This window comes from Allobosea sp. 05T422_2, from assembly GCF_056396265.1.
Genome location: NZ_JBFTLD010000326.1, coordinates 1 through 6929, shown reverse-complemented (window position 1 = coordinate 6929; position 6929 = coordinate 1). Strand labels below are relative to the sequence as shown.

General features: G+C 65.4%; 7 protein-coding genes. 3 read left to right on the top strand and 4 right to left on the bottom strand.

All coding sequences use genetic code 11. From position 1 onward, the window contains the following. Window positions 1–285 precede the first annotated feature (285 nt). The 3 genes from AC1DJT_RS32660 to AC1DJT_RS32650 all read left to right on the top strand — a co-directional run bounded on the left by AC1DJT_RS32660 (window position 286) and on the right by AC1DJT_RS32650 (window position 3698). Window positions 286–2127: a hypothetical protein gene (locus tag AC1DJT_RS32660; RefSeq protein ID WP_476835703.1), complete on the top strand. Its 1842-nt coding sequence runs from the start codon at window positions 286–288 to the stop codon at window positions 2125–2127. Between the two features lie 70 nt (window positions 2128–2197). Beyond that, a complete protein-coding gene (locus AC1DJT_RS32655) occupies window positions 2198–2812 on the top strand; it encodes a CatB-related O-acetyltransferase (RefSeq protein WP_476835702.1) in 615 nt (204 codons plus the stop codon). A 67-nt stretch (window positions 2813–2879) separates the two neighbouring features. Continuing rightward, window positions 2880–3698, top strand: coding sequence for a class I SAM-dependent methyltransferase (locus AC1DJT_RS32650; protein WP_476770433.1), 819 nt, complete (start codon window positions 2880–2882; stop codon window positions 3696–3698). Window positions 3699–3811: 113 nt separating this feature from the next. On the opposite strand, the gene AC1DJT_RS32645 is transcribed toward AC1DJT_RS32650, so the two are convergent. The 4 genes from AC1DJT_RS32645 to aspS all read right to left on the bottom strand — a co-directional run. Beyond that, window positions 3812–4711: a glycosyltransferase family 2 protein gene (locus tag AC1DJT_RS32645; protein ID WP_476835701.1), complete on the bottom strand. Its 900-nt coding sequence runs from the start codon at window positions 4709–4711 to the stop codon at window positions 3812–3814. A 43-nt stretch (window positions 4712–4754) separates the two neighbouring features. After that, window positions 4755–5057: a hypothetical protein gene (locus AC1DJT_RS32640; protein WP_441490010.1), complete on the bottom strand. Its 303-nt coding sequence runs from the start codon at window positions 5055–5057 to the stop codon at window positions 4755–4757. Window positions 5058–5069: 12 nt separating this feature from the next. Further along, window positions 5070–5417 carry a hypothetical protein gene (locus tag AC1DJT_RS32635; RefSeq protein WP_441505394.1) on the bottom strand — a complete coding sequence of 116 codons (348 nt, stop codon included), beginning with the start codon at window positions 5415–5417 and terminating at the stop codon, window positions 5070–5072. 33 nt (window positions 5418–5450) lie between these two features. Next, window positions 5451–6929, bottom strand: a 1479-nt coding sequence (gene aspS / locus AC1DJT_RS32630; protein WP_476835700.1) for an aspartate--tRNA ligase, incomplete at its 5' end; no start/stop codon positions are given.

The following is a 6929-nucleotide window of genomic DNA, read 5'->3' as shown; positions in this document are numbered from 1 at the left end:
GCCCGGTCGCGGGAGCCGCCTGCTGCGCGAATGCCATGACGGGGGCAAGAGCCAGGAGCAGCAAGGCAAGGCAGGCTGCAGGGAATCGTCGGGCKGACCGCATCGTCTCTAAGCTCCATTGCATTCGTCGCCCGCACCGCTCCTGCACGGGCCGGATGGCGGATCTGAGACAGATACGAAAGATCGCAGCGAGGCGGTCAAGTTTTTCCTGCGTCCGCGAGAGCAAGTCGTCTTCCTTTCCTCGCTGCGTTGCGGCAGGTTCGCTGCCGCCATCTGGAGACCGTCATGATCACGTCGACCCTTCGCAGCCCGATGCGCCGCCTGCGCGTAACGGCGGCCGCAGCCTTTATCCTCGTTCTGGCGCAGCCGTCCTGGGCAGCCGATTTCCAGATCGACAATATCCGCCTGGACCTTGGCGCGATCGTCGTCGCCATACCGAAGGTCGACGTGAAGGGCTCCAGCCTCGAGCGCGAAGCCTTTGTCTCGTTGTTCAATGGTAGCACCGGCGAGAGCGCGGTTGCCCGGACGGGCCGCCTCACCGCGTCGGAAATCAGTGCGCCCGAATTGACGGTCGAGCAGGTTCTCGGGCCGCAAAGGCAGGTTACGACGTACCGCGACATCCGCTTCAGTGAGATTCGCGACGGCAAGATCGGCCGCGGCTCGGCGGKAGGCGGAGCGATATCCGTGACCGGTGGGCCGACYGGCGCGATGAAGGGCGAGATCAAGCGCATCAGCTTCGAAGCGTTCGACATGCACCATCTCGCACGCGTGCTGAGCGAGCGCGCCAAGCCCGGCGTGGAAGAAGCCATGCAGCCGATCTTCGGCCGTGTCGAGCAGGACGGCTACGCCATCGATCTGGGCCAGCTCGGCAAGATCTCGCTCGGCAAGGCGACCGGCCGCGACTTCAAGATGCGTGTCGGAGACGAGCCTGTCGGAGAACTCCTGTCGCGGATCATCGCGCAGGCGGAGGCCGACCAGAAGGCAGGGATCGACTCGAAGGACCATAGCGACCCGGCCCGGCTCGAGGCCGACAAGCGCATGGCGCTTTCCATGTTCTCGCTGTTCGATGCCATCGACTATGGCAGCGGCGAGGTCCGCGATATGGTGATGGCGCTCTCCGTCCCGCCGAATCCGGGCGAAGCGCCGGTCGCCATGGACGTGAGAATCGCCAGGATGGCCTATGGCGAAGATGCGCCGGCCAGGTCCGGCTACGCCGTGGAAGGTTTCTCTTTCGCGGGAGCTGGCGCCAAGGCAGGGTTCGAGTCGCTCAGCTACTCCGGCTTTTCGCTCGCGCCCATGTTCAAGGGCCTGAAGGAGGTCCTGGCCAAGCCCGAAACCGAGATCGATTCGCTCGATTTCCGCAAACTGATCCCCAAACTCGGCACGATCCGGCTTGCCGGGCTCTCGGTCGATGTGCCGCAAACGGCAAAGCCGGGTCAGCCAGCGCAGGCCCCAATCCGCGTCGGGCTCGGTACCTTCGAGATTGCTGCCGCCGACCAGATCAACGGCATCCCCACCAAGCTTGCCTTGACGATCGACAAGCTCACCGCTCCGGTGAGCGAGGCAACCGGCAATCCCGCGGCCGCGGATCTGATTGCCATGGGCTACCGCGCCCTCGACCTCTCCGCGAAGCTCGACCTCGCCTGGGACGCCGCACGCAACGAGCTTGCGATCCGTAYGCTCTCGCTCGGGAGCGGCGGCATGGCGCAGTTCGAGGCCTCGGGTACCCTCGGTAACGTCACCAAGGACCTGTTCTCCAGCGATCTCGCGCTCGCACAGGTTGCGGCGCTCGGCGCGACGGCCCGCAGCCTGGATGCCAGGCTGAAGAATCTCGGTCTGCTCGAGAAGTTCATCGAGAACGAGGCCCGCAAGAACAAGCGCAAGCCCGACGATCTGCGGCGCGAATATGCGATGATGGCCAGCCTCGGCCTTGCCGCGGTCCTCGGCCCGTCCGACGCGGCCAAGACCCTGACCGCGGCGGTCTCGCGCTTTGCGGCGAAGCCAGGCACGCTGACCGTCCAGGCCAATGCGAAGGCGACAGGGGGTCTCGGCCTCGCCGACGTCATCACGATCACCGATCCGACCGAGATCTTCGACAAGATCGACCTCAAGGCCAATGCCGAATAACTGGTCTGCCGATCTTCTTCCCGAAGACTTGTCCTGGCGGCCCTCCGCGATCGCAGCGTGGTGGGCCGCCTTGCCACAGGGCCCGCGCAGTTTTCTGCGCCGGCGCTTCAACCCCGACAACCAGGCCCGGTTGTATCTGGCCAACCTGATCGCTCGGCACCCGGGGCAGATCGTTGTCGGACGCTACACCTATGGGCGGCCGAAGGTGCGCTTCGCCGGAAGCGGGGCGCGCCTGATCATCGGGCGCTACGGCTCGGTCGGAGACGGGGTCGAGATCCTGCTCGGCGGCAACCACCGCACGGAATGGGCGACGACCTACCCATTCCACGACTACCCACGGCTATGGCCCGAAGCGAAGCACCATCCCGGCAATCAGGTCTCGCGCGGCGACGTCGTCATCGGCCATGATGTCTGGCTCGGGTCGCAGGCGCTGATCCTCTCCGGAGTCCGCATCGGTCATGGCGCCGTCATCGGCGCCCGCGCCGTCGTCACGAAGGATGTTCCGCCCTATGGCGTCGTCGCGGGCAATCCGGCACGGCTGCTACGGCACCGCCTGACGGAGGAGAAGATCGCGGCCCTGCTGGCGAGCCAATGGTGGGCCTGGCCCGAGGCCGACATCAGACGACTGATCCCGGTCTTGATGTCCGACAGGATCGAGGATTTGCCTCCGAGAGCCGTTTCCTGATAGTTCGCCGTTCAGGATCGAAGGCTCCCCCTCCGATACGGCCTCCCTCCATTGCCGGACCGCCCCCATGCATGATTCTGCCAACGACAAGGCGCGGGTCTTCCGCAAGGCCTATCTCTCCGCCGTCGAGACCTCGCCGCTGACCGTGCTCGACGTCGGCTCGGCCATCGTCGACGGACAGAGCCTGTCCAACCGCGACGTCATGTCGAACCCGGCCTGGAAACTTGTCGGCATGGACATCGAGCCGGGGCTGAACGTCGATGTGGCGGTGGCCGATCCCTATGACTGGAAAGAGATCGCCACCGGCTCGGTCGATGTCGTGACCTGCTCGGAGGTCTTCGAGCATGCAGAGTATTTCTGGATCACCATCCTTGAGATTTCGCGCGTGCTGAAGGGCAATGGACTCGCGTTCATCACCTCACCGGGCGGCGGTCCGCGGCACCGCTTCCCCGTCGATTGCTGGCGCTTCTACGACGATGCCTTCCCTGCCCTGGCCCGCTATGCCGGGCTGAACCTGCTCGAAGCCCAGGTGCAATGGGTTCCGGCCTATCGAAGGGGCATCCAGTGGCGCGATTCCAGCGCCGTGATGCAGAAACCGGTCCGGGATGCCGCCGCAACCCGCCTCGACGCAGCGCGCAGCATGATCGGCAAGAGCCTTCGCGGAGCCGAGCCGGCTCTGACGGAGCTCGATCTCTCGGCCTTGCCGAACACACCGCTCCCGCTGAGCCCAATCCCTGCCCTGCAGGGCAAAGCCGCCTTTGCCGCACGCGAGGCCGAGTTGCTCGCGGCCGACAGCAACGTGCTGCGCAAGGCACGGCTCGTCTTCAGGCAGTTGCGCGAGATCCGCAGGATCATCACCACCCCCATGAAGGACCTGCACCTCTAAGGCATCGGCCCGAAAAGTGGATTGCGGTTTTCGGGGCAAAGCCGATGCAAACACAAAGGGTGAGATCATCGAACCGGATACGATATCCGGTCTGATGATCTAAGGCGCGCGAGCTATTCGTCCAGGCCTTGCCGCGAGCGCGCCGTCCGCCCCCGCCGCCAGTCGAGCGCGCCAGCGGCAGATCCGGCATGCGCCATCATCTTGAGGCGGTTAAAGACCAAGGCGTAACCGACTGTCTTTGCAATGTTTTCGAGAATCGCAAGGGATGACGGCCCGGCTTGCCCGTATTTGGCCGCGATATAGGCGTGCGACCAGGCGAGATGCCAGCGTGCGTTGAAACGGCGGCCGGGGCTGGGCTTGCTGGAACGCCCGCGCGCGTGATGAGCCTGCGCCTCGTGCACATGCACGAGCGCATGCCCGGCGTCCCTCATGCGGCGGCAAAGATCATCATCCTCGTAGAACAGGAAGATTCGCGGATCGAAACCACCGAGCGCTTCGAAGACCTCGCAGCGGAGCAGGAGGCAGGCGCCCGAGAGAAACGGCAGGCAGGCATCCCCCTCCGGTACAATTGCCGCGCCGGAATGATTGAGATGAGCCGGTGACAGCAGCGAACGCGGYTGGATGAAGACGCGCCCTGACGGCTCGACAATGCGCGGAGCCAGCATCCCGGCATCGGGGTAGCGCCCAGCGGCCGCCAGCAGCTCTGCMATGGCGCCAGGCTGCAGCACGAGGTCGGGATTGACGATCAGGGCGTAGGGAGTGCGGCAGGCTGCGATGCCGAGATTGTTGGCTCGACCGTAACCTTCATTCCTGGGGCTCGCGATCACCGTTGCGCCACGCGCCCGCGCGATTGCGGCCGAATCGTCACTGCTGGCATTGTCGACGACGATGGGAGGCACGCCTTCGCGCCGCAGCGCATCCAGGCAGGCCGGCAGGACATCGGCGCTGTCATAGGCGACGACGACCGCGGTGACGGTTTCGTGGAGCGGGAGCAACTCGTTCGCGGGCGGCATTCCTGCCTTCTGGCCGGGATCGCCCCCGGCAGGCAAGCAGAATTCAGCGCCGTGTGAGGCCGGCGAGCTCGTGCTGAACCGCGCTACGCTCGGCGGCGTCGCAGTGGCGCGGCGCCTTGTAGGACTTCACCGCGAGGCTGGCATTGACGGCGACGAAGCGTCCGCGCTCGGCCGGAGCAAGCCCCGCCATCACACGGCGGCGATCGACGGCGACACCGCAATCATAGCCGCGCGAGACTTTGACGGCCGCAAACTCCGCCGTGCCGGGCACTGGACCGGCAGTCGTCGTACAGGCAGCAAGCGCAGGCAGAAGCAGGCTGCAGAGGAAGGCTCTGGCGAAGGGCATGGCTGATCGCGCTCAGAGCCCGCTGAAATCGCCGGCCCGGACGCGCGCCATGCGTGGCTTCAAGGAGCTGCGTTCTTCCGCAGAGCAGGCTTCGGGCCGGACATCCTGATTGATGGTCGCCGCCTCCGAAACGGTGACATAGGTCGAGCGCGCTCCCGCGATCTGCTCCGGCGTCGCRCCACGGGCACGCTCGGCGTCGAGGAAGCGGTCGAGTGTGCTGGTGCGTGGTGCTCCAGCACGGCAGGCGATCGAGCGCGAGACCAGATTGGCAAGCTCCACCGCCCGCCCCGAGCTTGTGTGGGGCGCAGCGGTGACACAGGCGGTTAGCGGCAGCGCGAGCAGGCAGGCGAGCGCGGACAAGCGCGCTCCGGTCGGGGCAGGCATGGCGGGGGGTCAGCCGTTCTTTTCAGGCAGGTTCAGGCGGATATGGAGCTCGCGCAGCTGCTTCGGGCCGACCTCGGAGGGCGCCCCCATCAGCAGATCGACCGCTTGCTGGTTCATCGGGAACAGCGCGACCTCGCGCAGGTTGCTGGCGCCGGCGAGCAACATGATGATGCGGTCGATACCCGCTGCCATGCCACCATGCGGCGGCGCGCCATACTGGAAGGCGCGGTACATGCCGCCAAAGCGCTCGATCACCGTCTCCTCGCCATAACCGGCGATCTCGAAGGCCTTGACCATCGCCTCAGGGCGGTGATTGCGAATGCCGCCCGAGGCGAGTTCGTAGCCGTTGCAAGCGATGTCGTACTGGAAGGCCTTGATCGCCAGCGGATCGTCCTTCTGCAGCGACTCCAACCCGCCTTGCGGCATCGAGAACGGGTTATGCGAGAAATCGACCCGCTTCTCGTCCTCGTTGTACTCGTACATCGGGAAATCGACGATCCAGGCGAAAGCGAAGGCGTTCTCGTCGATCAAGCCGAGCTCCGAGCCAACCTTGTTACGGGCGGCGCCGGCGAACTTGTAGAACTTATCGGGGTTGCCCGCTGCGAAGAAGGCAGCGTCGCCATCCTTCAGACCAAGCGCGATGCGGATCGCCTCGACCCGCTCCGGACCGATATTGTTGGCGATCGGGCCAGCACCCGCGCCTTCGCGCCACATGATGTAGCCGAGGCCGGGTTGGCCTTCGCCTTGAGCCCAGGAGTTCATGCGGTCGCAGAAGGCACGCGAACCGCCGCCCGGCGCCGGAATCGCCCAGACCTGGTTCTTCTCGTCTTCCAGGACGCGGGCGAAGACCTTGAAACCCGAACTGCGGAAATGCTCCGACACATCCTGCATCTCGAGCGGGTTGCGAAGATCAGGCTTGTCCGAGCCGTATTTGCGGATCGACTCGGCATAGGGAATGCGCGGCCAGTTCTTGGTGACCGACTTGCCGCCGCCGAATTCCTCGAAGACGCCGGCGATCACCGGCTCCATGGTGCGGAAGACGTCTTCCTGCGTGACGAAGCTCATCTCGACGTCGAGCTGGTAGAACTCGCCCGGCAGACGGTCGGCGCGCGGATCCTCGTCGCGGAAACAGGGCGCGATCTGGAAATAGCGGTCGAAGCCCGCCATCATCAGCAGCTGCTTGTACTGCTGCGGTGCCTGCGGCAGGGCGTAGAAATGGCCGGGATGCAGCCGGCTCGGCACCAGGAAGTCGCGCGCGCCTTCCGGCGAGGACGCGGTCAGGATCGGCGTCTGGAATTCCGAGAAGCCCGAGGTCTTCATGCGGTTGCGCAGCGAGTCGATGACCTTGCCACGCAGCATGATGTTGTTGTGCAGCTTCTCGCGACGCAGGTCGAGGAAGCGATATTTCAGGCGCGTGTCCTCGGGGTATTCGAGATCGCCGAACACCGGCAGCGGYAGCTCGCCGGAAGGACCCAGCACTTCGAGCGC

Bases quoted from the DNA above. Each gene is read 5' to 3' on its own strand.
- AC1DJT_RS32650 (WP_476770433.1), top strand. From the start codon at position 2,880: ATGCATGATTCTGCCAACGACAAGGCGCGGGTCTTCCGCAAGGCCTAT.
- AC1DJT_RS32640 (WP_441490010.1), bottom strand. From the start codon at position 5,057: ATGCCCTTCGCCAGAGCCTTCCTCTGCAGCCTGCTTCTGCCTGCGCTT.